Below are 24,670 nucleotides of genomic sequence, written 5' to 3'. Positions count from 1 at the left end.
CTCAAAGTTAACCTTAATAAAAAGGCATCCTTGTTAAATTTGCAGATAGTACATTGTTTTGACACTATTCTTCAATAAAATTAAGGTCACGACCATAGGTTTCGTCCAGGTTATAAAGCGCAATATATGCAAGCCCTACTGTGATTACAGCTACATATAAGGCGGCATTGATAATGCCTGTATTACCGCGTAGCCACTGGAACAACAGCGTAACGGGAATTAAAGAACCTCTTACCATATTCGGCACACTGGTGGTTACAGTTGCCCTCAAATTTGTACCAAACTGTTCTGCCGCAATGGTTACAAAAACAACCCAATACCCCGTAAAGATACCGAACAACACACATAAAGTATAAAAACCGGTTGCAGTCCAGCCGGTATTTAACAAATAAAAAAGTATGGTGAGGAAAGTAAGTGTTAAAAAAACAAAGACAATTTTCTTTCTTGTTTTAAAAACCTGGCTCAGTGCACCCGTCAGAAAATCACCTAAAGAGATGCCAATATAGGCAAACATCACCCCTTTGCCATTGTCCAGTACCTCTTTTGCATGTAAGGCCCTGCCAAAATCAGGTGCAATACCGATGAGTATCCCTACCACAAACCAGAGTGGAATTGCTATTAATATGCAGTTCAAATATCTAAAGAACCTTTTCCTGCTGGAAAAAAGCATCAGAAAATTTCCTTTAGACACCTCTTTTCTGGCCATAGTCTGGAACATACCGGATTCAAAAACGCCAATACGCAATAACAAAAGCACAATTCCCAGTGCACCGCCTACAAAAAAGGCAGTACGCCATTCAAAATGGTCTCCTACCAGGTAAGCGGCCACGGCTCCGCTTAAGCCGATTCCGGCAACCAGCATGGTACCATAACCTCTCTTTTCTTTACTCATGCTTTCACTTACCAGGGTAATACCAGCTCCAAGTTCACCAGCCAAACCCAGCCCTGCAATGAACCTTAGTGCTGCATATAAGGGGATGCTGGTTACAAAACCGTTTGCGATATTGGCAGCCGAATACATCAGTATAGAACCAAAAAGTACAGACAGGCGTCCTTTTTTATCGCCCAGAATACCCCAGAATATACCACCAATAAGTAGTCCGGCCATTTGCCAGTTCATCAGGCTTAAGCCGGTTTCCGTTATTTTATCGGCGGGGACACCCAGTGCGGCCAGACTTTTGTTTTTAATTATTAAAAACAGCAGCAGATCGTAAATATCTACAAAATAGCCCAGTGAGGCTACAAGGATCAAAAAAAACACATTCCTGTTTTTCTCTTCGGCAATCATATCATATTTGTTTGGTGGATGAAAGTACAAACAAATTTGATGATCAGAAATATTTTAATGAAAAAGAGGCCAGCCTTTTCAGACCGACCTCTTATACCTGATATTTTAACCTTGATACCTATTATTGAGGTGGCATTTTAGTGGTATCTGGTGGCATTTTTTTAGTGGTATCCATTACCTTCTTTGCCGTATCCATTGGGACAGACATACTGGTGTCTACTTTTGTACTATCTGAAGTACCTGACATATTCTTTGTTGAATTGCATGCTGAAACGGCTATACTTAATGTAGCGGCAACTGCAAGACTTAAAATTAGCTTTTTCATAGGTATATCTATTTTAAATTCAACTCTTTAACAAGTAAAACCATTTAAAGGTTTTAAACAGTTGAAAATGAGCTGCAATTTACCGTGCAGATCCAATACCTAAATCAATGATGCATCTTTAACTTCCCCAGCAGTTCAGGAGAGATGTTCTCAGCATAAGCACCGTAAGCATCTATAATTACGCCTTTTAAATTACCTACAGGAGAGGATATCGCATAAATTACCGAACTGTCGTCAGGATCTGTCATCCCTTCAAAACGGTAAAATTCATCAATTTCAAATTCCTCCGGCATCAGCCGGATATCGATTGCTTTACATTCAATGTATTCAGCCGATAAATTAAAATCATGTTCGTATCCGCGTTGCTCAAGATCTGCAACAGCAGCGGTTAGGGTATCGTATATATACATAACCCTAATTTACTAAAAAATTACCTTATGATCATATATATAATTTTATTGTTCAATAAACTTTCTGATATTTAAGCATCATGGTAGTATCAGAAAAAACCCTCAAATGGGCCTTGTGTTTGTATCCCCCTTTATTGTTTCAGCGTATCTGGGTCAGGAGATTTCATAAAGGATTCCGGGGGGTAGATGTTAAGATTGCAAAAAGTTTGCTAAATAAAAATTACAATGGCTCTATTTTTGGCGGGACCATTTATGCGGCAACAGATCCGTTTTATGCGCTGCTTTTTGATCAGTTGTTACAGAGAGCGGGTTTTAAAGTTCGTGTATGGCTTAAAAGTGCCGGCATCCAATACCTGAAGCCAGGACGCGCCAGTTTATATTTTACCATAAATATTACGGATGACATGCTAAATGAGGCCATAACAGCGTTGAACACTACCGGAAAGTTTGTAAAAGCTTATCCGATGGAAATTACAAATGCAGATGGGGAGATTTGTGCTACAGTGATGAACGAGGTGTATGTGAGAAACCTGCATCAGGGAGAAAAACCACGTATCGCTTATTGACGCTTTAAGGAACACATAAAATGAACATCAGGAAACTTATTTTACAAGGAGAAGGCACTACACTGGATTTCAAAAAGACGATCACCAGCAATGAGAAGATTGCAAAAAGCCTGGTTGCATTTGCAAACAACAAGGGTGGACAGTTATTGATTGGTGTTGCAGATGATGGCAGCATCAAAGGCGTAAAATCTGAAGATGAGGAACGGTATATGATCACCAAATCTGCCCATCAGTTCTGCAAACCAGCAATAGAACCTGAATTTGAAGAAGTTTATGTAGAGGACAAACTGGTGCTGGTGGTAAAAATACCTGCTAGTGATACAAAACCGCATTATGCGCTGGATGAAAATAAAAAATGGTGGGTTTATTACCGGGTAAAAGACAAAAGTTTACTGGCCAGTAAAATCATTGTTGATGTCATTAAAAAAGGGAATGATAAAAACGGACAGCTGATCACTTATACAGACCAGGAGAAAAAACTATTTGAACACCTTGGCGAAAAAGGCAGGATTACCCTGAAGGAATTCAGTAAGCTTACCCGCAGTTCTTACAGGCAGGCCCAAAAGATTTTGGTTAACCTGATCATAAGTGGACTGATTACGCCTCATTCTTCAGAAAAGGAGGAATATTTTACCACAAACTAGGCGCTTCATGTCATCCTAAATTCATTTCAGCTTACCCAATATTATTTTAAACGTTTTAAAGTGGGTTTGTCAAAAAAACTGCGGGAACAGCCATAGATTTGAGACTGAAAAAGCCGATTTTTGCCAAAATGTTGACGAGCCTTTATACAAAATACAAACCTTATTATTCCGACAATTTACGTTTGGCAATGCCAATAGTGGTATCCCAGCTGGGGCATACCCTGGTGCATCTGGCAGACAGTGTTATTGTTGGACATTTTGCCGGAACCATTCAGCTTGCAGCAGTATCTTTGGTAAATAGTCTGTTCATGCTGATACTGGTTTTGGGCATGGGCATTTCTTACGGACTGACACCTCTAATTGCACAGGAGAATGGCCGCAAAAATTACGACGAATGTGGAAAACTATTATCCAATAGTCTGATCATCAACTTTTTCACCTCTATCCTGCTCTATGCTTTTGTACACCTGGGCACTTTAGTAGTGATAGACCACATTGGCCAGTCGCCCGAAGTAGTAGCTTATGCCAAACCTTACCTGGGTTACCTGGGCTTTTCTATCATCCCCCTTATGATCTTTCAGACCTTTAAACAGTTTGCTGAAGGGCTGGGCTTTACCAAACAGGCGATGTTTGTTTCTATCTGGGGTAACCTGCTCAATGTTATACTTGGGATAATTTTTGTAAAGGGTATGTTCGGTATTGAGGCTATGGGTGTTAAAGGTGTAGGGCTCAGCACCTTAATTGACCGTAGTTTAATGGCCATTGTGATGTCGTTCTATGTACTCAGGTCCAAACATTTTAAATTATATACCAGGAGTTTCAGGCTTAGTTTTATAGATAAAGTAAGGAGCTTAAAAATTGTCAAAATTGGTGCACCTGTGGCCTTACAATATTCCTTTGAGATCAGTGCTTTTAGTGGCGCAGCTATCCTGATTGGAACAATCGGGGCAATAGAACAGGCTGCACATCAGGTAGCGATAAACCTTGCTGCTGTAACTTATATGATGGCCAGCGGTATCGCTTCTGCGGCTACAATTAAAACGGGTAACAATTTTGGTAAACGAAATTTCGACGATCTTAGAAAATCGGCCATTGCCAGCTATCATGTTATAATTTTGTTTATGAGTATAACTGCTATCCTGTTTATTGCAGCCAGCAATTTTCTTCCATACATCTATACTGAAGATATGGCGGTCATAAAAATTGCTGCGCAGTTGCTGATCATTGCCGGATTTTTTCAATTGTTTGACGGTACCCAGGTGCTTGGCCTTGGTGTACTGAGAGGCATTGGTGATGTAAACATTCCCACGCTGATTACTTTTATTGCTTATTGGGTTATCGGTATCCCCCTTGGATATTTACTTGGAATTGTACTTGGGCTTGGCGTTAACGGTATCTGGTACGGACTAACCTTCGGACTCCTCAGTGCCTCTGCCCTGCTGTTCATCAGGTTTCAAAAAAAGACTAAAATTTTAGCGCTTTAACCATCAGTTTGCAGGTCACGCTTTCTTATGCAAATTGTATGGGCTACGTATAAACAATTTAAAAATTAATACTATAAATTTAGTAGAATAATTTTGATTATTGGAAAAGTTGAACTAATATTGTCGACTAATTCGATAGATATTATATGAGCATTCAGGAAACCGAAATTAAAGTAGCAGTACAACCCAAATCCCAGGAGAAAAAATGGAGGCAGATCGCTTATCTATGCTTATTTATCCTGGCGGTTTTGTTTATTGGTTTTGCCTTGTATACTTACCTGTCTTATGAATCTGTTATTGCTTTTGGTAAGAATGCATACGGACAACTGGATGAAAAGTTCTATTGGATGCTTGCAGTAGGTTTTTTTGCACAACTTGTTGATGGTGCACTGGGCATGGGCTATGGCGTTGTTTCTACCACCCTGTTGTTATCAGGCGGCTTAAACCCTGCCGTAATATCGGGCAGTATACATACTGCAGAAATGTTTTCTAGTGGTGCATCTGGCTTCAGCCATTACCGTTTTGGCAATGTAAACAAGAAATTATTTAAGACACTATTAATTCCGGGTGTGTTGGGCGCAATAGCGGGGGCACTATTGCTGAGTTATGCCGGTGAAGCTTTTTCGCAATGGATCAGACCGGTAATTTCTATTTATACCTTGCTGCTGGGAATCAGAATATTAAGCAATGCCTTTAAAGCCAAGACCAAGCCTCAAAAAGTTAAGCGTGCAGGCTGGCTTGCAGGTGCCGGGGGTTTTTTAGATTCCTTTGGGGGTGGTGGATGGGGCCCATTGGTTACGTCTACCCTCATTTCAAAAGGACGCACCCCAAAATATGTGATTGGTTCCGTAAGTCTGACCGAATTTTTTGTAACCATGGCCAGCGCCGTTACTTTCTTTTTCGTTTTAGGCGTTAGTCACTGGCAATCCATTGTTGGTTTAATTGTAGGTGGCGTAGTAGCTGCACCAATAGCGGCCAATCTGGTAGGAAAACTTCCTATCAAAAAAATGTTTATTGGCGTTGCCACCATTGTAATCATCTCCAGTATCCGTATTATCTGGATGTCTGTTGGTAAATTATTCTAAATGCTGGTTTAAATAATCGAGGCCTTCGGGGGTAATTGAGGCCGAATGCTGCACAGTATTCCTGTTGATCCTGATGTAGCCCAGTCTTTCCAGTTCTTCGTAAGTTTCTTCCATGCCACCCAGTATAGAAGAACTAACTTGCTGGTCAATAATTTCCAAAAGTGATATCATTGCTTCTTTTTCCATAGCCTTAAGTATTAATTTACTTAAAGATAAAGAAAATTAAACTTTTATTCTTTCAATTGTTTGGGTTTTGGTAGCAGTGTTTATACCTTTTAGCTCCACATACTTTACATTAGGCAACCAGAACGATCCGCCCTCAATCCTAAGAAAAATACGTTCCAACTGTATTTTCTTTTTATTTACCGTTACATAAACATGATATTTTTTGTCTTCGGTTGATTTTATAAGGTACATCGGAAACTTCTTATAGGATACAAATTTCAGCTCATATTGCTCATTACCAATGTCCTTAGTCTGGATACCATAGGCAAATTTCCTTTGGATATAACTCAGGTCTTCCTTCTCCCCTTTTTCACCATAGCGGATCCAGTAAACCTTTATAGGTTCTTTCTTATTTAAATCGCCATCACTTTCTATATTCAGTTCACAAATAATGGTATTGGTATTCGGATCACGCTGTAAATAAAAAAGTTGGTTGTTAATGCCCTGCGGGGTCGGAAATTTTAAAGGAGATGGATTGCTGTTATCAGTAGCCTGACCATAAGCCCCAAGGGTTAAAAATCCGGTAATACAAAACCAAATTGAGAATTGAATAAAGGTGCCTGCAGGCTTCATACTTTTTACTGATTTTAAGAATTCAAATTTAGCGCAAAACTATCGGACAAGCTGTACACATTGGTTATTTTACATTAAGACGATACTTTTACGTGTATCGCTTTAAGGGATAGTCTTTCTTTAATATCACAATATGATACACCAGACCAACCGTCCTGCCGCAGTTTTTTTACTTATTTCTTGTTTTTTATGGAGTATTTGATTTGACATTTCTCATTTTTCACGTTATTTAAAAATAATTTACAATTATTTAATCTTAAAAAAACGGCTTAAATGCGCAAAAAAAAGGGTTTACCATGGCAATTATTGATTGAAAGTCATAATAATTAAAATTCAATAGTGTACTATATACACTATATATAAAAACTATGTATATTTGTCTTATAAAAAATGAACAACAGTTTCAATTCAGGCTAAGGTTAAAGCCTGATAGAACTTAAAGAGAAAACCCGTTCATACAGGTTTATATTTGGTTAGAATAGGGATGTGCGTGGATGCGACAACCCTTTCTTTTTTTATAGGGGTTTTGTTTGCTCTGTACCAGACACTTAGACTTGACTTGATGGATGAGTGGTTAATAAATCTGTTAGTTGTTTTATGTTTTGTAGAGCTTTAATTCCTACTGTTTGGGTACGTTTTGTAATTTCTCATCCCCCATCTCATCCCCCGATTCTTGCTGTCCAGAATGCTTGGAACTAACTTAAAGAAATCTAATCATTAAGTACCTGACCATCTTCGAATACTACTGACTTAATCTTGAACTCTGGTTTGATTTCTCCTCTATAGTCGAACAAATTACGAACGTTCCTATATTCTTTATTCATGCGTGACACAATTCCAGTTAGTAGGATTAGCTTTCCTTCCAAACTTCCTGGTGATTGATAGTCTCCTTTAGGCTGTAAACTATATCCCCAATAAACTTCCAAATCGTCCATTCTCCATAACACATCACTAAAGGCATTCCTGTAACTCACATCCAACTTCATGCCTTTAATACCTCTATGTTCTTCATTATCAACCCTTCTTAATCTTTTGTAAGGTATATTGAACTCAAAATCTCCGTTCGCTCTCGTCCTTATAATAGGTGGCAGAAGGCTAAGATCAATCATTTGTTCTGGTTTTAGTTGTTTTCTGACGTCTTCCGTAACAGCGAATAACTCGTCTACAAAGTTCTCTGATTTGTAACTCAATACAGGTGAGAAACGTGCTGGAGCAGCTAACGAATCAACAAGCCAGACTCCACCGTCATTCAGGCTTATTGTAAACCCATCTTTCTTCCAGTAGTGTACCATTTCCTCTTTGTTGGTCGTAGACTTTCCATATTGCCTTTCAAGTGTGCGTAATAGACTAGAAAACTTACTTTTGCTATTAACGAGAATGGTATCTCCATTTGGTGCAAGCCCTCCAATGGAGTCAATGTTGACTACAAGCTCCATATTTATAAGTTTAGTAGTATGATATCGACCGCCATTAAATTCGATTGTTGTTGGGAACTGGTACCCATCTGAAGATATGTCAAAGGAGTAACTTCGGACATTGGTATCTGTTATTTTCACTGGCTTTAGGACACCTTTCGATAAGAGTTTGTCAAGATGACTATTCCAGTCTTTACTAGTCGAACCGATTGAAAAACCTAATGATGGCTCCTCTTGGGAATTACATGCAGAAACTAATAGAACTGTTGCTGCGAATAGGGTAAATAGTTTTCTCATATGATTTATTTGGTTTGGCTAAGGTAGTTATTTGAGCTAATATGTGTTATACCACATAAGAGGTTTTTTAAGGGTATCGCACTTTCGTGTGTGATGAACATTAGAAACGAGGAGCTAATATTAGCTATAGGTAAACGTATTAGAACGATAAGACTTCAAAAGGGACTGACGATGGAGCAAGTGTCTGCGAACGCTGGCATTGAGTACCGACAAGTTTCAGATGTAGAACTCGGCAAGACCAATCCCACAATAAGCACTCTATATGCAATTGCTTCTGCTTTAGAGGTAAAACTTAGTGCTTTAATTGAACTAGACAACTTTTAAGGTTGAAGTCGAGGTAACAAGTAGTGCATGTTACCCCAACGTTCATATTGTAATCATTTTGAAATGGCGATGAGGATAACATTCATCACCAATTTTATAAAGTATAGAGCACCCGTCTGTAGAAAAGACTTTAGTTACCAAGTAGACACTCCCCTCCTTATGCACTGATGTAGCCTCACAACAAACTACACGAAAAGGACAATGTACGCGAACAATTCGGCTTGAAACCGTAATAAAGAGGCAGCTATCGTTATTGGTGTATCTGTTTATCAGTTGAAAAAAGTGATTTTCTTCCATGCTTAAGGTTTAAGTACCGATAGATAATCAACTAAGAAACCAATTGGAGCCGGGCTCTTCCAGTGCATACGTAAGTGCACTGGAGATTTGAAAAGCATTCGCGGCTCTATCTAGGAAGCTGTCGATGTAAGAAGATTTATTTGCCCCTGTAAAAAGGTTGTATACCTCCCAAAGGCTTATTGTGCCGTCCTCGCTTCTACAAAAGTTCTCGTCCTTGTAATAGTCCCTAGCTATAGCTATCATTTGAGTATCACTGAAACGCAGGGGCATTACCCGCTGTTTCTCTCTGTTTGTAAGAAACTGATACAGTCTCGCCTTGCCTATCATTTGGGCAAACTGTTGTTCGGTCATTCTGTACTTCACCAAACGCTTCATTTGCTCCAAATGCCTGACAGCGTTATAGTCTGTAATCAATTGATAGATTGCATCCCTTAGCTCTGGTAAGCTTCTTACTTTTAGATCGGCTTTTAGTCCGTCTGTAGAAACACACAGATTTGTACAAACGTGATTTTTGAAACCAATGAAAACTTTGAAGTATTCAGGTGTTCCCTTTTTATTGTACAAATTATCGAGGTTAAACGCTTTGACACCACCAACCGTTAGCGATAGCCTGTTGCCGTTAATATCCTCTGCTATAGAAGGAAGCTCAATTGCAAACATCATTCGCTCATAGTATACTGTTTTCTCATTCTCGAGAAGTTCTATAGCAGGCTTATCCTTGGCAGAGGGTATACGCCCCTTTATCGGGTGACTGATGTGAACGCTTGGTTCTAGTATATTCTCCCCTTGGTACAGACTATTAACTAGGCTACAAGTGGTTTCGATAAAGTCTGCGTGTGAGATTAAAGGCTCATTATCCTTTAGCCATACCGGGATAATATGTTCATGTTTTAGTTCCTCGAAGGCTACAGGCTTAGTGTTGGCCTGAATGAATGTTCTGTTAGAGGTTTTTAGTTCTACGTGTTCGTTGAGTAGTTGTAACTCGTTAGGATCGAATACTGTTGATAGTTCCATTGGGATAATAGTTAAAATGTGAGTTCTGAGTACAGGCTGCTTTACTTCCTGCTCGGGTTAAAAGAAAGAGTGCCGACACATAGGGATTGCCGACACTCAATTAATTGTTGGGGATGGAGTTAAACAAAGATGTCTTCTTCTGAATGGGTACTAAAAACCGCTTGTTCGGATTCTTCAACCAGTTCTTCCATCTGGTACTCATACCTTGTGTTTCTAGTTACAACCTCTCCACCGTCCAGTGTTACATCATAAGGTTCACAAGTTACCTCCAGGATTATCCCGGGCAACTCCCTACCCACTAGCTGTTTGCAAATAGCTTCCTCAAAGGTTGTCATAAGGGATGCCTTTCTAGCTGTTAAGTATGGCTTTCCTTTTTGAGATACTACTAATTCGGGCTCTCCCTGTACTGTTAAGGTAAAGAACGGTTTACCCTCCAAATTTTCTTTCTGTTGATAGTTTACGACTAATACCATGTCTTATTGAGATTTAATGACGGGAGTACATCCTCCGCAAGATTAAGACGGGGTGGGTGCTTTAAGGTGGTGAAAGACGGGGGGCATACACATGTATATTTGTGAGTTTTCGTTACTCTACCCTACTTGTTGTGAATTAAAGCCCTTATTAGACCTTGTGTTGCGATTATTCAGCAGAAATAGTAAGGTTTTAAGTACCGGAAAAGAATGGCTTGAGTATGCAGGAAACAGCACAGAATTAAACATACCTTCTGAAGAAGTTAATTTAAGCTCCACACATCAAATAATGTCTTCTATACGTCTTACTTCTAATATGGAGGCATAGCCTTTATCTCAGCTATTTCAGCTTTTAAGCTCTCTATTTCCCGTTGAAGATTTTCACGTGTATAGAACTCAATGCTTATCGTAGGCTTAGCCCCTATATACCGTTGCAATTCTTCTTCCATAACGCTCAAAACGTAATGTTCGCACCCTACAATCGTAATGATACTATCATGGACAGTGAATATAGGAAGATCAGGCTTTTCAAGAGCAATACGCTTGGTTATGATCTTCAATATTAATTCGCTCTCTACAGTCTGTAGAATTATAGGCAACATCTTACTCTCATCTTTCTTTATAGCTTCGAATAGAGCCACGACATTTGGAAACAACTTCTTGAATAGTCTTTTAGGTGCGGCATCGGGTTGGCCTATGAAGCTATTGGCTGTAAACATTGTTTGAAAGACCCCAGCTTTAAGCTCTTGCCTTTCTCTAGGAACTTGCAAGCCTGACTTTGTCATCTGATCGGAGATGTATTCGTATAATTTACCCGTTTTAATCAACTCGAAGTAACGAACTATATCTGCGTTTAAATGGTATTCAGGCGTTTTTAATATCATAATGAGAGCGCTGTATAGATCGGGAGAATTCTTTGTTAGTAGGGTAGAGAGCTTAGAGAACTGATGTATGTTTAGAGTCTCTACCCTCTTTACACCTACAGCTTCCCCCGCCGCTTTTTGCTTTGGTACAGCTGTATTCCCATTGAGTTGCCAGAATGATTCTTGGAATAACAGTAAGCTAAAATAAGGCTGAGAGTTTTTAATATCTAAGGATACAAGTGCTTTGTTATCATACCTCAATGCATTACGTAGCTCACTCTTAAGGGCAGTAAGGTTAGAATGAAATCTGAACGACGTATCATCTACTATCATAGGAAACCACCCCATCTGAATCTTATATACCCCAAACTGTAGCCGAGGAACAAAGGAACGAGGCTCTTTCTTCAAAGCCTTAGCTTCTGTATGTCCCATCTCCAACCCATCAAATAGATTGACTAGTCTAAGATTCTGTCTCAATTGTAAAGCTATAGGTCTCAACCTACAGAATTCAGTTACTAAATCTTGTTCACAAATTTCTAGTTGCTCATTATACCATTTAGTCAGATGTTCATAACCGAATAATTCAGATTGATCATTTTTAACCAATTTTTGTAGTTGTTTTTGTATTGGTCTATTGATTATCTTGTAGCTTTTCAGAGAATCGTTTCTGTATTTTGGAGAATACCTATATCCTCTGTTCTTATCTCCAACGATGTATTGCTTATTTCTTTCAATTACCCCTTCTAACACAAGTCTTTCTAAGTATTCCTTATAAGCTGCTCCTATTATATTCTGTAAACGGTAAGCATTTAAACTGGTAAAATCCCCGTTCTTCTCTATATTATTTGGGGAAATAGATGCTATATAGTTGATGAGAAACAATATCATAGCAAGTTTATCAGTTTTGAAAAGTGGGATCTCTCTAAACCCACCTTGCTCTATCAATTTGTCAAGGTTTATGCTTTCTGGTATAAGTAGCTTGTTGTGTACTGCCATAACTCTATCTAATGGGGCTAAGATAGAAAGAAATTCTAACTGAGAATCCACTTCTTCCGGTACTTAATCGTACTTCTTGGCTGTAACACCAAGCTCATAAGGTTGTACCACTCTACTGGATTGCAAGTAAATCTCGGTGGTAGAGATACTACTATGATTAGCTCGTTCCCTAATCTGATGATGGTCTACGCCTGCATTGAACTGGTTTGTAATAGACGTATGTTTCAGTTCATACAATGTTCTACCCACAAATTGAGGATAGAACTTCCTAAACCTCCGCATCCATGTACCAAGGTCATCATGAGACAAGGGTTTACCCGGCTTTAACCTATTGTATCCACCAAACAGGTACGTCTCACCTGCCACAGCATATCCTTTACTCTTGGTACGATCAACTATGAGAGCTATTAGCTCCTTAGACTTTTGAGAGATAATGACTGTCCTTGTAGAATCGTTCTTCTTATTCACAACTGTAAGCATCCCCCCCGCCAAGTCAATATCCTGTACCTGTATCAACACCTGTTCGGACAACCGAATATTGTTTTCATACAGTAAGAGGGCAGCTAGATACAAGGAAGTGAATCCATGTTTCTCTCTATGTTCAAGTATACTATAGAACTCATTGAGCATCTCCCTTGGTATGATCTTAAAGCGTTTAGTTTGTTTGGCCTCATTGAGCTTGGTCTGCTTCTTCAGGTGATGCTTGATCGGTAGTTCTAGGTAATCGATCAACCACCCGTAAAACTGGGTAACGTACTGAAAGTGTTGGTTCACAGATGCATTGCTTAAGCACTTGGTACTGATAGCATAACTGTTGTTCAGCAGAGCAATCCTGTAGCCTACCCAAAAGGCAGATGAAAGATCATTTAAGGTGTATCTCCTGAATTGCTCCAGTTTAAAGTACGATAGAAGCTTCCTGTGATACTGCCCGTAGTTTGTTAGTGCACGTTTCTCCAATACTCCTTCCAAACTCTGTAGCGTTTTATAATCAAAGAAAGCCTCTATCGCTCCAGTAACGCTGCTTCTCATGGAAATGATCGTAGCCTTTGGTATTACCTGAATGTCATGAACAATTAGCTCAATGTCCTTTTTAAACAGTTGCGCTAGTTCAGCTTCAAGCTGTGCGTGTGTTAGTTTGCTGTTTGCAACACCATCAAAGAACTCAATAGCTCGCTTTCTCACACTCCCGTTACCATAGTACTTGATCTGACTGGTAGTCTTGTAATCCAAGTAGTACTTACCCTTGGAATCTTTGGACGGTACTGAAAGGTAAATTTCTATCCCGTTATGATTTGCTAGGAGATACCTAGTTGTTTTTGTTGTTGGTCGTGAGATTTTCATCGGTACTAAATCGATCTCATCCCCCAAGTCATCCCCGAAAAGTCCTCAAAAAGCCAAAAACGCCCTTGGTTTGGCCAAGAGCGCAGCACCCGTTCATACAGGTTTATATTTGGTTAGAATAGAGGAGTGTCTGGATAGAACGCCTCTTTCTTTTTTTATAGGGGTTTTCGTCATATTTCAAACTACTTGCATTGCTTAATTACATCATTTACAGGATAACTGAAAACATTTTGCAGCAACCATCTCGCTTTATAAATTTTTAAGCCATTTTGTAAAAATATAGGGTTGCCTTTTGCGTCAATCACTTCATCTGCCCACCAGGATACTTTGGGTTTCAATAATATTATCGGATAACCTTCAGGCCCGGAAGAAACACTCTTAATATCAGCCTGTATCACTTCTGCCTGTGTAAATTTTTTAGTTCCAACATCAAATTTATAAACATTGGTGGTATTGGTTAGCCACAAAGCATTTTCACCATGTACAGGAAACAGATCGTGGGCTTCGGTACCTGGTATACTGATGGATTCTAGCAGATCCAGATCTGGAAAATCACAGTTGAAATTATACTTAAATGACTTTAACTGATTCATAGCGGCCGACCAAAGCACCTGGTTTTTATGATCCCACACCACATTATGTCCAAAATCGATCGGTATAGTTTTGGCATAAACATGGTCCGGAAAACTTAACGTATCTACCTTAAACAAGGTTAAATAATTACCTGTACTAGAAGCACTTACTATGTTTCCATCCGGGAGTAGTTCTGCAGAATGTACATTTCCCCCTGCAAAGGCATAAAAAACTGTCTTTTTATCAGCAATTCTTACCAGAGCCACTCCCCCTCCGGAAGCTGTTGCAAGTATATATTTGCCATTGTAAACAAGCTTTGCATCGCTGATATTGCTAAACCACTTTAAAGCATCTGCTTTAATATCTGGTATTCCGGGGCTCCATTCCCATATTATGGCTTTAGAAGCGACATCTGCAATGGCAACCCTTGTCTGAAGCTGTTCTGCGAGGATAATGCATTTTTTACAATCTGCCACTGATGCTGGTGGGTCGACCCCCGGAACAGTGGCCGGCGGAGAAGGCTTGCCTCCATTCTCCGCCGTGTAACCTTTCTTCTTACACTGTATGGCAAGAAATGAGATCGCTATAAAAACAAATAAGATCTTTCTCATAAAACATCACTAATTACAGAAATGAAAAACATCATTTGCAGGATAACTAAAAGCATTCATAATCTTCCATCTGGCTTTATATATTTTCAATCCTGTGCCTTCAAAAACAGCAATACCGGTATCCATGTTAATGACCTTAGTATTCCACCAGTCGGTAGCGTTCAGCCCCTGTAAAACCACTGTTGGATAACCGGCCCCACCCGACGATACACTTTTGATCCTGGCCAGTGTGCTAACTTCGGTAACTGCATCTGTATTTAAATTAACCACCCAAACCTTATTGCTGGTACTGATCCATAATGAATCCTGGCCGTAAACTGGAAAAAGATCGTGTGCATTGCCTGCCGGTAAAGTAATGGTTTTAACCAGCGTTAAATTCGGGCTGGTACAGCTGAAATTGTAGGAATAAGCATAGAGTTTATTTTTACTGGCCGACCACAGTCTTTGCCTTGTTTTGTCCCACACCACGTTATGCGCATCTTCCTGGATTATTTTTCTTGTAAATGCGGTAGAAGGATGGTGCAGGGTATCCATTTTATGGATCATTAAATATCCCCCTGTACTTGAAGCTGTTACAATATTTCCGTCAGGTAGTAATTCAGCAGAATGCGGATTTCCACCCGGATTAGCATAAAATACGGCTTTTTTATCACTCTGTCTGATCAATGCAACCCCACCACCAGAAGCTGTTGCCAGAATATACAATCCATTGTATACTCTTTTTGCATCACTTGGATTGGTAAACCAGCTTACATGGGCCGCACTTACATTGTTGTTTACACCGGCTTTCCAGTTCCAGAAAAAAGTACCGTCAGTAGCATTTACTACAGAAATCCGGTTTTGGGATTGTTCTGCGAGTAACAGGTAGCGGTTGGGTTCTGCCATTATTGCACCAGACAACTCACTGTTACCTGCCAATGCTGTTTTATTCTGGTTTTTGGCCACCTCTTCCTGTTTGCAGCCCTGCAATAAAGCCATACCCAGCATTACCGGGATCAATATCTTTTTCATCATATAATAGTTATTTTTTAATAATTATCATTCTGTTCAAGGTTTGGATTAAGCTCTCTCTGGGTTTGCGCAATTGGCCACCAGTAATCTCTTAATGGGTTAAAATTTCGGGTAACAATTTGCTGGTTCTGCGAATTGAATATAGGGCCGGTTAACACCTGTTCAGCCGTTTTCCATCTTCTGATATCTGTATAATAAAAACCTTCACATGCAAATTCTATTCTCCTTTCATGCCTGATTAGCTCGCGCATCTGTGGTTTTGTAAGCGTAGCTGATACCTGATAAGGCACCAGTCCTGCCCGCTGACGTACAAGTTCAACAGCATTTCGTACAGTAACGTCAGGAGCCCCGAGTACTTCATTTTGTGCTTCGGCATACATCAGCAGTACATCCGCATAACGTACCACCATATAATTGATCTGCGATCGTCCGGCGCTGTTGATCAGATCGGCAGCTGCAACCGCTTCTTTATCATATATGCCATATTTTTTTACCCCATATCCGGTTTGTTTAAAAGTGGCGGTAGTAACGGGTGCCCCCAGATAGGTATCTCCCGGATAAATTATGGTTTGGTACATGCGCGGGTCACGATTATCATATGGCTTTAAAGCATCGTACAATGGCGATTGGGCTGGTGGAAGCCCATCTTTCATGTCATAAGCATTGATCAGGTCTCGCAAGGGTGCGTTGGTATTGTAAAGCCGGTTAATGAGGTCGAAAGAATTACCAAAACCTGTTGTGGAAATTGTGTACTGTACATCAAAAACGGTCTCCTGTTTGTTCTCATTGGCTGGTAAAAACAATTGTCTGTAATTTGGAAACAAGCCATAACCTGTTCCCGGAAGGTCTATTATGGCTTTTGCCGCATTGGCGGCGGCAACCCATTTGGTTAGATCGCCGGAAGGGTTATTAAGCGGACTGGCCTCAAATAGTAACATCCTTGCTTTAATGGCCAAAGCTGCACCGCTTGTTGCACGGCCTATATCGTTACCTGTAAACTTGGGTGGCAGTACCATTGCAGCTTCGTCCATATCCTTTATAACCTGCTGAACAACTTCTGCCCGGCTATTTCGTGGTAATTTTGCGTCCTGATCAAAATTCGGGGGTGTTAAAATAAGCGGTACACCACCATAATAAGTGGCCAGTATGGAATAATACAGTCCCCTTAAAAACTTAGCTTCCGCTTTCATCCTGTCTTTTAAAACATCGGCCATGGGTACAGCATTGATCCGGTCCAAAAGGGTATTACACCTGCCAATCCCACGGTAGCAGTCTTTCCATCTGAATTCGATTACACCAGAAACAATATTTCCGGCCCCGGCATTGGTAGCCGTATGTGTACCCAGGGCAATCAGGCCAAAACCAGCAGAATTATCATAATTATAGGCATTGGGCGTAGCCGTTTCTTCCCATAAGGGAGTGGCATATCCATATAATGAATTGGAGGTCAGTACCTGGTAACATCCGGTTAAACCGGCCATAGCTGTTTTTTCAGAAGTCCAGTAAGTATCTTCTGTATACCTGTCGTTTGGCTGTGTTTCCAGTGCATCTTTATAACAGGATACCAGCAATAGGCTTAACAAAAATAAAATTGATATATTTTTCATCAGAGTATAATTTAATTTTAATAGTTCCGAGCTTTACCGGCTCCCTTTATAGCTGTATTAAAATGTTGCATTTATACCGAAACTGAAGGTTTTCAATGTCGGATATTCATAAAAATTATCAGATTTAATATCTTTTTCCGGATCAAACCCTTTAAAACTGGTAAAGGTTACGAGGTTTTCGGCATTCACAAATAAGGCAACCTTGTTCAAAGAGAGCTTAGAAACCCAGTTCTGTTTAAAATCGTATTTCAACTGCAGACTTTTAAGCCGCAGATAAGAACCGTCCTGTAACCAGAATGAAGACGAATTTGCTGTGGAATACATTTCCGGCGCTCCGGTAGCCGTTGTAAGGATGGGTAGTCTGGCGCCCGGGTTGCTAGGTGTCCACGCATCTGTAGCCCACTCCCTGGTTACTCCGGCGCCGTTGTTAAAAGGTTGTGCAAGGTTAACGGTTGGATACAGGTCAATTCCCTGAATGCCCTGAAAAAAGGAAGTCAGGCTAAAATTCTTATAACCCAGGTTTAAATTAAAACTATAGGTAAACTGCGGGTTCGACCTGCCGGTAATTACACGGTCGTTACCATCAATCTTATTGTCGCCATTGATATCCTTATACTTCAGATAACCTGGTCTTACCCCGGTACTCACTTTAGGACTATTGTCTACCTCCTGCTGGTTCTGGTAAATGCCATCTGCCTGATAAATGTAATAGGAATCGATAGGGTATCCTTCTTTTATGATCCTCCTGCCACTGATGATGGTTTCTCCTTTCAGGTCGACTACCTTATTTTTCACATAACTTACACCACCAGTAAAGGAATAGCTAAAATCATTGATCGTATTTCGATGCGACAAGTTAAGGTCAAAGCCTGTATTGTCTACCACACCTACATTTTTTTGCGGGCCGGTTAATCCGCCTACCTGATAAGGAATATTCACAGGCCTCAGAATTCCCGTGGTTCTCCGTTTAAAAACATCAAAAGTAATGCCCAGCAATCCTTTCCAGGCTTCAAGGTCGACACCCAGGTTAGTTGTCGTAGTGGTTTCCCAGGAAATCGCCGGATCGTTATAGGCATTTACGGATGAACCCGGACTAATCACATTATTAAAGGAATAATCAGCGCCCAGTCTTACCGAATTAAGATAGCTGTAAAGTTCTACAGCCTGGTTACCCAGCTTCCCCCATGAAGCGCGTAGTTTCAACTGGTTAATGGATGGCATGTTTTTAAAAAACTGTTCCTGGTCAATTCTCCATGCGGCCGATACAGAAGGGAATGCTCCCCATTTGTTTCCTTCTGAAAATCTTGAAGAACCGTCATAGCGCACTACGGCTTCAACCAGGTATTTATCGGCAAAACTATAATTTAACCGGCCAAAGTAAGAAGCAAGTACATCTTTTGTCCTTGTGCCGCTTGTTGCCGGATTCACAGAACCGGCAGAAAGATCGGTCAAGGTATTATCGAAATACCCCTCAATCTGTCCGGAAAACGATTTCCTGTAAAAATTATTAAAGCTACCTCCAATTACCGCATTTAAGGCATGTTTTTCTGCAAACACCTTTTTCCAGTCCAGGGTATGGTAAAAGGAAGTGTTCACTTCATTTTCATTGTATTCATAAGAACTGGGGTTTACATTGTAATTATTGGGCGCTCCTGTTATCGGATGATAAGATACCAGGTATGGTGTAAACACACTGGCATAGCCATCAAGCCGGTCGACACCAAAGTTAATGCTGTATTTCAGATTAAAAGGGAGTTCATAATCGGCAAATACTTTTGCCAGTACCCGTTGGGGTGTACGTACATTCCGTCCTTCTTTAAGCAGCATCAAGGGATTTTCTATGGTATTTCTTCCGGGTGTAGGGAACACTACCGAACCATATCTTCCGTCGGCAGTATAAGGCGTAAAAATGGGCAGCACACGCGTTAACCTGGTAAAATAATAGCTGGTTGCAGTACCGGAAGTCCCTCCAAAAGCAGGCTCTGTATAAGTCCTGTAATTGCCCACTATATTTGTCCCGATCCTTAACTTCTGTGTCACATTGGCCGAAACATTTGCATTGAGTGTATACCTGTTTGCATGATTGGCATCAATTAAAATGCCGTCCTGGTCCATATATCCCAATCCAATATTGTACAATACATTGTCATTACCACCAGAGAACCTTAAGTTATGCTGCTGGATATAGCCATTTTTCAAGACCAGGTCAAACCAGTTCAGGTTAGGATAAGCAATAGGGTTGCTGGCCATTCCGTTTTTATATTCCGCAATCTGCGCTGCAGAATAATCTACAGATGCAGCCGATTTGCCTTCATTGATGAGCGCCTGGTTTTTCAGTTCCATGTACTGAATAGGGTCCCACAATACATCAGGCAAAGCCGTAGCTTCCTGTATGCCATAACTGAAATTATAATTGATCTCTGTTTTACCTTTTTTACCGGTTTTAGTGGTCACAAGAATTACACCGTTTGCAGCCCTTGACCCATATATTGCGGCCGAAGCATCTTTAAGAACAGTTATCGTTTCAATGAAATCGGGGTTAATCTCATTGATGTTGTATTCTATCCCGTCTACCAGCACCAGCGGGTCAGATTTACCCGACGAGCCGATTGAACCGATCCCTCGGATACGGATACTTCCTCCATCCTGCCCAGGTTTACCCCCGGCCTGGTTTACCCACAATCCTGAAACACCCTGCAATGCCTGACTGGCATTGGTAAGTGGCCGGTTTTCGCGGGTAGACATGTCAAGAATAGATAAAGAGCCTGTCAGGTTCACTTTTTTAACCGTACCATAACCCACAACCGCAACTTCGGTAAGCAGATGTTGGTCCTCTTTTAACTGAACATTTATTTTTGTCCTGCCATCTACCTTAACTTCCTGGCTTAAAAAGCCTACATACTTAAAAATCAGTATGGCGTCGTTATCCGGCACCCTGATCTGATAGTCCCCATTTGCATCGGCCGTTGCCGAGAGGGTGCTGCCTTTAACCATTACAGAAGCGCCCGGCAAAGGTGCCCCATTTAAATCAGTAATCCTGCCGGTCAGGTCTATTACCTTAAAATAATCAACGATCTTATCGGCAAGTGTCTTTTCTTTCTCCCTGATTACAATAACATTGTTTTCAATAGTATAGGTTAAGGGAAAACCATCCAGACATCTGTTCAGCGCCTCCCGCAAAGAGATATTTTCAAAATTCACATTTACGACCTGTGTATTCTTTACTTTTTTTGCAGACCATAATATGTTATAACCGGTTTGCTTGTTTATTTCATTAAAAACCCTTTTTAAGGTAGTAAATTTCTGATTAAGGGTAATGCGCTGTGCCAGGCCGGTTGCGCTTACCTGCATTAATGTAGCAAACATTAAGATCGTTGTAATTTTCATAATCAGAAGGAATTTCCTGATGTAGCCCTGAGGCGTACAAAAAAATTTCGTAAAATTTTTATACATTTGAGTATCTGTTTAAATTGATAAAAATTGTTTCAGCAATGCATTTCGGTTTTATCAGATATCTGATCAGGAGCATTGCGAGTGTTCCTGATTTTTTATGTAGTAAAACCTCGTTATCCGGTCGGATTAAGTAGAGTCTTCTTTTTTAATCATGATTGTTTTGGTTTATATTGGTTAATTTATTTTGCGTTCAATACCCTGATCTGCCTGCCATTAATTTTAAATTTGACCTCACCGGTCAGCTCCAGCATCCTCAACAGTGCCGATACATTTGCAAAACGTGTGGTTACGCCTGCAAACGGCTCTTTTTTCAGTTCTTCATTTTCGTAGACTACCTGGATGTCATACCACCTTGATATTTTTTTCATGATACTTTCCAGTTGCTCATCATTAAAGCGGAAGAAACCATTTTTCCAGGCCAGTTCTGTTTCTATATCCGCAGGTTCTATTTTTAGCTTGCCAGCTGCCAATACCCCCTGCTGTCCGGGTTTTAAAACGCCACCTGCTACATTTCCGGTATTTATCCTTACAGCACCTTCCAGTAAAACCGTTTTTGTAACCCCCTCATCATTGTAGGCATTGACATTAAAATGTGTACCCAGTACTTCAACCTGCTGCTGATCTGTTTTCACCACAAAAGGATGCTTTTCATCTTTTGCGATTTCGAAATAAGCTTCGCCACTGAGTTCAACTGCACGTTTTTTGAAGGATGCAAAGGTTGCGGGATATTTAATTGATGAAGCTGCATTTAGCCAGACTTTAGAACCATCAGGAAGGATGATCTGATAAGTTTCAGATCTTGAAGTACTCAGCATATTATAGGCTGCTGCTACCCCTGGCTGTCGGGATGGGTCAATCTTATAAACAACCTGTCCGTCTGGTGTCTTAAAAATAGAAACACCGGCCTGTTTTGCAATTTCCCCGTTAAGGGCGTCAGACAATACGATCTTTTTGCCATTGGCCAGGGTTAAGGTGGCCGTTTTTTTACCTGGTGCCACGTCGTTTGCATAAGCAACTGGTTTACCAGCACCTGCCTGCCTGTCGGTATAAAACCAGAACGCAGCTATGATGACAAATACAGCTGCTGCAACTGCCGGATACCAGAACCGTCTTATACCAGCCGGTCTAGTGCTACGGTTTTTCATAAGCGCGGTAAAAACCGCCATGCTTTCTTTATCAAGTTCGGCTGCTGAAAGGGCTGGAACATCCTCCTTTTGAAAATAGTGGAGCCAATACTTCGCTATATCCTCTTCTTCTGCCGAGGCTATACCTGAATCCACCTTATGAAGTATAGTTTTAATATCCTTTTTGTCCATTGCTTTTTTAAGAAAACCCGTATATAAAGCAAAGGCAACTCAGCAAGTTAAAATGGGGACAAGCGATAAAAATAATTTTACAGTTCAGGGATGGATGATAAAGACCAGGTAGACCAACAGGCCCAGTTTTAATTTCAGATGTTTCATGGCCCTTTTCATTTGTGTGGTTACGGTAGACTCTGCAATATCTAATTGCAGGGCAATTTCTTTTGCAGAAAGGTGTTTATTTCTTTTTAGTTCATAAATCTCGCGCATCCTGGGCGGCATAGCCTGGATTTCCTTTTCAATCATAGCCGCAACATCCTTTTCCCTGATCAGAAAATCTGTTTCGGCACTTTCTATATCTATATAATGATTTCCCGCATCCGCATACTTCTTCAGGATCTGCCGGTGTTTAAACAAATTAAAGATCTTGTTTAACACTGATTTATAGAGATAACCTGAAAGCGTAGTTTTTAAATCAAGTTTTTCGCGGTTATTGAGCATCCAGGCAAACACGTCATGAACCATATCCCTTGCTTCTTCTTTATTGCCCAGTTTATGATAGGCATATAAATAAAGCAGCTTATCATACCGCAGATAAATTTCTTTAAATGCGCCATCACTGCCAGATATAAATAGGCTTATTAATTCCTGATCAGAATAGCTGGTATATGTTTCCATTGTTTATATGCCGTGATTACATTTCCTGACGATCTTTTTTAATCCTCCACTCCATTTTTCACCTTGGTCATCACATCCAGAAATACCTCCGGGGCCTGGGCACCAGATATAGATAATTTCTGGTCAATCACAAAAAAAGGTACCCCTTTAATACGGATCTGCTGAGCTATCTTTTCATCATGTCTTACGTCATCGGTAAAATCATCGCTTTTCAGCATCATCTCTACAGCCAGGCCATCCAGTCCGCCTTCCTTACCTATCCCAATCAATACCTGCTGGTCGGCTATGTTCTTCCCATCTGTAAAATGTGCCTTAAACAACAATTCTTCTATATCACCTGGCGTGTCATTGACCTTAGCCATCTGGATTAACCGGTGCGCATCGAAAGAATTGGCCATAACAGCCTTGTCAAAATTGAAGGTCAGTCCAACTTCAGCCGCCGATTCTTCCTGTGCCCTGTGACGTTCTATGGCCCATTCCCGGTTCCTGTCATAACGGTCGGCAAGATAATCATATGCATCTACGTTCAGTAGGGTTTCTGCATTAGGATCAAGTTCAAAACTATGCCATTCTACCACTACCTCATTCCTGTGTTCAAACTTTGCCAATGCCATTTCAAACTTTCTCTTGCCTATATAGCAAAACGGACACCTTACGTCCGACCAGATATCTACCTTCATTAGCTGTGTTCTATTTTGTAAATTGTTGTTTGTTTATAAGTTTCTCCGGGCCTTAAAACAGTACCCGGAAATTCAGGTATATTAATTGCATTGGGATGGTGCTGTGTCTCTATACAGAAAGCTTCGAAAGGATGATAGTCCTTCCCTCCTTTACCCGCCTTTACATCCAGATATTTTGCTGTGTAAAAATGCGCCACAGGTTCTGTTGTATAAACAGAAAGTTTTAATCCGCTGTTTTCTTCCGAAGTTTCGGAAGCCAGTGTAAATTCGCCGTCCTGCTTATCCAGTACATACGTCTGGTCATACCCTTCCTCTGGGTCCCAGTCGCGTCCGATAGTTTTGTCCCCTAAAAAATCATGTATTGTCCCTTCTACAGGCAGCAGTTTTCCAGTAACCACATAATTATCATCCTGTTCCAGATAATAACTGGCAGGCATCCGGTGCAGGTGGTCTTTTACAGAGCCCCCGTCGGGCGATAAGTTAAAATAGCTGTGGTGCGTAAGGTTTACTGCTGTAGCTGCATCAGTTGTTGCTTTAAAATCCAGGATCAGCTCATCCTCATCCGTTAATTTAAAAGTAAGCTGAACAGTAAGCTTTCCCGGAAAATTTTCTTCGCCTGCGGCACTCACATATTGCAGGGTAACGCTTGGGTCTATGGTAGACAATACGTCCCATACCTTTCTGTCAAAACCTATATCACCCCCATGCAGGCAATCCCCACCTTTAGCCTGCGAAAGCTGATAGCTTTCACCATCTATGGTAAACCTCCCGTTTTTAATCCGGTTGGCATACCTTCCGATCACAGCCCCCAGGTAGGGATAATTGTTCAGATAATCTTCGCTTGTGTACTGATCTATATCGTCAAATCCCAAAACGATATCCTGTTTTTTACCAAGTTTATTGCTTACAATAAATTTGTTTATGATGGCCCCGTAATTGTATATTTTAACATAGGTACCCTGTGCGTTGGTCAGTTCTACACCCAATACTTCTTTTCCATCAATGATTTTACCGGTATGGATCAGCTTTGTTTTCATTCGTTCTATTTCTTTTTAGATGGATTATCCCCGCTTTTTTATGTACTTTTTTACGAGTGTAAACCTATTTTGAGCTCATAAATTGTATCTTAGGAGCGTTTG

The 24,670-nt window shown here is 40.5% G+C and carries 23 protein-coding genes; 5 read left to right on the top strand and 18 right to left on the bottom strand.

Translation table 11 applies throughout. The annotated features are described in order from the left end of the window. Positions 1-64: 64 nt before the first annotated feature. The 3 genes from HDC92_RS23280 to HDC92_RS23270 form a co-directional block, all read right to left on the bottom strand. Positions 65-1,288, bottom strand: coding sequence for an MFS transporter (locus tag HDC92_RS23280; protein WP_015807978.1), 1,224 nt, complete (start codon positions 1,286-1,288; stop codon positions 65-67). A 121-nt stretch (positions 1,289-1,409) separates the two neighbouring features. Further along, positions 1,410-1,613 (bottom strand): hypothetical protein, encoded by a 204-nt coding sequence (locus tag HDC92_RS23275; RefSeq protein WP_015807977.1) that lies wholly within the window; start codon positions 1,611-1,613, stop codon positions 1,410-1,412. A gap of 104 nt (positions 1,614-1,717) precedes the next feature. After that, positions 1,718-2,023, bottom strand: a complete 306-nt coding sequence (locus HDC92_RS23270; protein ID WP_015807976.1) for a hypothetical protein — start codon at positions 2,021-2,023, stop codon at positions 1,718-1,720. 80 nt (positions 2,024-2,103) lie between these two features. On the opposite strand from HDC92_RS23270, the gene HDC92_RS23265 reads away from it, so the two are divergent. The 4 genes from HDC92_RS23265 (at position 2,104) to HDC92_RS23250 (ending at position 5,802) form a co-directional block, all read left to right on the top strand. After that, positions 2,104-2,589, top strand: a complete 486-nt coding sequence (locus HDC92_RS23265; protein WP_015807975.1) for a DUF4442 domain-containing protein — start codon at positions 2,104-2,106, stop codon at positions 2,587-2,589. Between the two features lie 20 nt (positions 2,590-2,609). After that, complete coding sequence (locus HDC92_RS23260; RefSeq protein WP_015807974.1) at positions 2,610-3,233, top strand: helix-turn-helix domain-containing protein; 624 nt, start codon at positions 2,610-2,612, stop codon at positions 3,231-3,233. Positions 3,234-3,361: 128 nt separating this feature from the next. Further along, the gene (locus HDC92_RS23255) at positions 3,362-4,717 is read left to right on the top strand and encodes an MATE family efflux transporter (RefSeq protein ID WP_183877301.1); all 1,356 of its coding nucleotides are present in this window, start codon (positions 3,362-3,364) and stop codon (positions 4,715-4,717) included. A gap of 146 nt (positions 4,718-4,863) precedes the next feature. After that, complete coding sequence (locus HDC92_RS23250) at positions 4,864-5,802, top strand: sulfite exporter TauE/SafE family protein (RefSeq protein ID WP_015807972.1); 939 nt, start codon at positions 4,864-4,866, stop codon at positions 5,800-5,802. Here the strand turns inward: HDC92_RS23250 and HDC92_RS23245 are convergent. The 3 genes from HDC92_RS23245 to HDC92_RS23235 all read right to left on the bottom strand — a co-directional run bounded on the left by HDC92_RS23245 (position 5,794) and on the right by HDC92_RS23235 (position 8,312). Then, positions 5,794-5,988: a hypothetical protein gene (locus HDC92_RS23245; RefSeq protein WP_183877300.1), complete on the bottom strand. Its 195-nt coding sequence runs from the start codon at positions 5,986-5,988 to the stop codon at positions 5,794-5,796. The genes HDC92_RS23250 and HDC92_RS23245 overlap by 9 nt on opposite strands. A 36-nt stretch (positions 5,989-6,024) precedes the next feature. Then, complete coding sequence (locus HDC92_RS23240) at positions 6,025-6,600, bottom strand: DUF4833 domain-containing protein (RefSeq protein ID WP_183877299.1); 576 nt, start codon at positions 6,598-6,600, stop codon at positions 6,025-6,027. Positions 6,601-7,310: 710 nt separating this feature from the next. Next, positions 7,311-8,312: a hypothetical protein gene (locus tag HDC92_RS23235; RefSeq protein WP_183877298.1), complete on the bottom strand. Its 1,002-nt coding sequence runs from the start codon at positions 8,310-8,312 to the stop codon at positions 7,311-7,313. 93 nt (positions 8,313-8,405) lie between these two features. On the opposite strand from HDC92_RS23235, the gene HDC92_RS25400 reads away from it, so the two are divergent. Next, positions 8,406-8,636: a helix-turn-helix domain-containing protein gene (locus HDC92_RS25400; protein ID WP_183877297.1), complete on the top strand. Its 231-nt coding sequence runs from the start codon at positions 8,406-8,408 to the stop codon at positions 8,634-8,636. A 324-nt stretch (positions 8,637-8,960) separates the two neighbouring features. On the opposite strand, the gene HDC92_RS23225 is transcribed toward HDC92_RS25400, so the two are convergent. From HDC92_RS23225 to HDC92_RS23170, 12 genes are all read right to left on the bottom strand, one after another. After that, entirely contained in the window at positions 8,961-9,947 is a 987-nt protein-coding gene (locus HDC92_RS23225; protein ID WP_183877296.1) for a DUF3871 family protein, read from the bottom strand. Positions 9,948-10,066: 119 nt separating this feature from the next. After that, a complete protein-coding gene (locus HDC92_RS23220) occupies positions 10,067-10,420 on the bottom strand; it encodes a hypothetical protein (RefSeq protein WP_183877295.1) in 354 nt (117 codons plus the stop codon). Between the two features lie 308 nt (positions 10,421-10,728). Then, positions 10,729-12,276 (bottom strand): hypothetical protein, encoded by a 1,548-nt coding sequence (locus HDC92_RS23215; RefSeq protein WP_183877294.1) that lies wholly within the window; start codon positions 12,274-12,276, stop codon positions 10,729-10,731. Positions 12,277-12,339: 63 nt separating this feature from the next. Continuing rightward, entirely contained in the window at positions 12,340-13,617 is a 1,278-nt protein-coding gene (locus HDC92_RS23210; RefSeq protein WP_183877293.1) for a tyrosine-type recombinase/integrase, read from the bottom strand. Positions 13,618-13,799: 182 nt separating this feature from the next. Next, complete coding sequence (locus HDC92_RS23205; protein ID WP_183877292.1) at positions 13,800-14,801, bottom strand: DUF6528 family protein; 1,002 nt, start codon at positions 14,799-14,801, stop codon at positions 13,800-13,802. 9 nt (positions 14,802-14,810) lie between these two features. After that, positions 14,811-15,815, bottom strand: coding sequence for a DUF6528 family protein (locus tag HDC92_RS23200; protein WP_015807958.1), 1,005 nt, complete (start codon positions 15,813-15,815; stop codon positions 14,811-14,813). Between the two features lie 14 nt (positions 15,816-15,829). Beyond that, entirely contained in the window at positions 15,830-17,419 is a 1,590-nt protein-coding gene (locus tag HDC92_RS23195; RefSeq protein WP_183877291.1) for a RagB/SusD family nutrient uptake outer membrane protein, read from the bottom strand. A gap of 57 nt (positions 17,420-17,476) precedes the next feature. Beyond that, positions 17,477-20,785: a TonB-dependent receptor gene (locus tag HDC92_RS23190; protein ID WP_255484657.1), complete on the bottom strand. Its 3,309-nt coding sequence runs from the start codon at positions 20,783-20,785 to the stop codon at positions 17,477-17,479. A gap of 266 nt (positions 20,786-21,051) precedes the next feature. After that, a complete protein-coding gene (locus HDC92_RS23185) occupies positions 21,052-22,188 on the bottom strand; it encodes a FecR family protein (protein ID WP_183877289.1) in 1,137 nt (378 codons plus the stop codon). A gap of 84 nt (positions 22,189-22,272) precedes the next feature. Continuing rightward, positions 22,273-22,851, bottom strand: a complete 579-nt coding sequence (locus HDC92_RS23180; RefSeq protein WP_015807954.1) for an RNA polymerase sigma factor — start codon at positions 22,849-22,851, stop codon at positions 22,273-22,275. A gap of 38 nt (positions 22,852-22,889) precedes the next feature. Beyond that, positions 22,890-23,531 (bottom strand): DsbA family oxidoreductase, encoded by a 642-nt coding sequence (locus HDC92_RS23175; RefSeq protein WP_183877288.1) that lies wholly within the window; start codon positions 23,529-23,531, stop codon positions 22,890-22,892. After that, complete coding sequence (locus tag HDC92_RS23170; RefSeq protein WP_183877287.1) at positions 23,531-24,568, bottom strand: aldose epimerase family protein; 1,038 nt, start codon at positions 24,566-24,568, stop codon at positions 23,531-23,533. Before HDC92_RS23170 ends, HDC92_RS23175 begins: the two co-directional genes overlap by 1 nt. Positions 24,569-24,670 lie beyond the last annotated feature (102 nt).

It is taken from the genome of Pedobacter sp. AK017 (genome assembly GCF_014200825.1).
GTDB lineage: Bacteria > Bacteroidota > Bacteroidia > Sphingobacteriales > Sphingobacteriaceae > Pedobacter > Pedobacter heparinus.
This window is presented reverse-complemented; position numbering and strand designations above follow the sequence as displayed.